Source organism: Lacticaseibacillus manihotivorans DSM 13343 = JCM 12514 (assembly GCF_001435035.1).
Lineage (GTDB): Bacteria > Bacillota > Bacilli > Lactobacillales > Lactobacillaceae > Lacticaseibacillus > Lacticaseibacillus manihotivorans.
In genome coordinates this window covers 1-473 of the sequence record NZ_AZEU01000020.1, presented here as the reverse complement: position 1 = coordinate 473, position 473 = coordinate 1, and the positions used below count along the sequence as shown (strand labels likewise).

Genomic DNA, 473 nt, shown 5'->3' with positions numbered 1-473 from the left:
GATTCAAAGTATTCTTTTAAGGTGCGGCTTGTCCGGAGGGCAAGGATTTCACCAAGCGTGTGCGAAGTACTGTCACACCAAATAAAGCTCATCTTGTCCGTGGATTTGAATTCATCAAATGCCATGTGTGGGGGCAACCATTGCGTTTGGTAATTGTGATGTTGTTTAGCTTCGGCGTCGACGATCCGTTGGACGGTCTTATCTGAAACGAAGTAGCGACGGGCAATGTCCTTGAGTGAGATATTGGTCATTGCCTCTGAAAGAATCATCTGTCGAACCGGTTGCGAGATCTGGCAGTTCTGCCATACATACGGAGAGTGCGCGCTAAAAGTCGTCAAACAAGCCTCACAGCGGTATCTTTGACGCTTGAGGAGAATATAAGCTGGCCGAAAGCCCGCGGATGGTGCGATGATTCTCACCTTTTGTGTTCCGTATTTCACGATTTTGTCGGCGAAGCCGCAATTAGCACAATG

At 48.2% G+C, this 473-nt stretch carries 2 pseudogenes; both read right to left on the bottom strand.

Features of this window, described 5'->3' with window-relative positions:
* Positions 1-338, bottom strand: a pseudogene (locus FD01_RS01430) (ISL3 family transposase); the annotation flags it as partial.
* A gap of 12 nt (positions 339-350) precedes the next feature.
* Positions 351-473, bottom strand: a pseudogene (locus tag FD01_RS16930) (hypothetical protein); the annotation flags it as partial.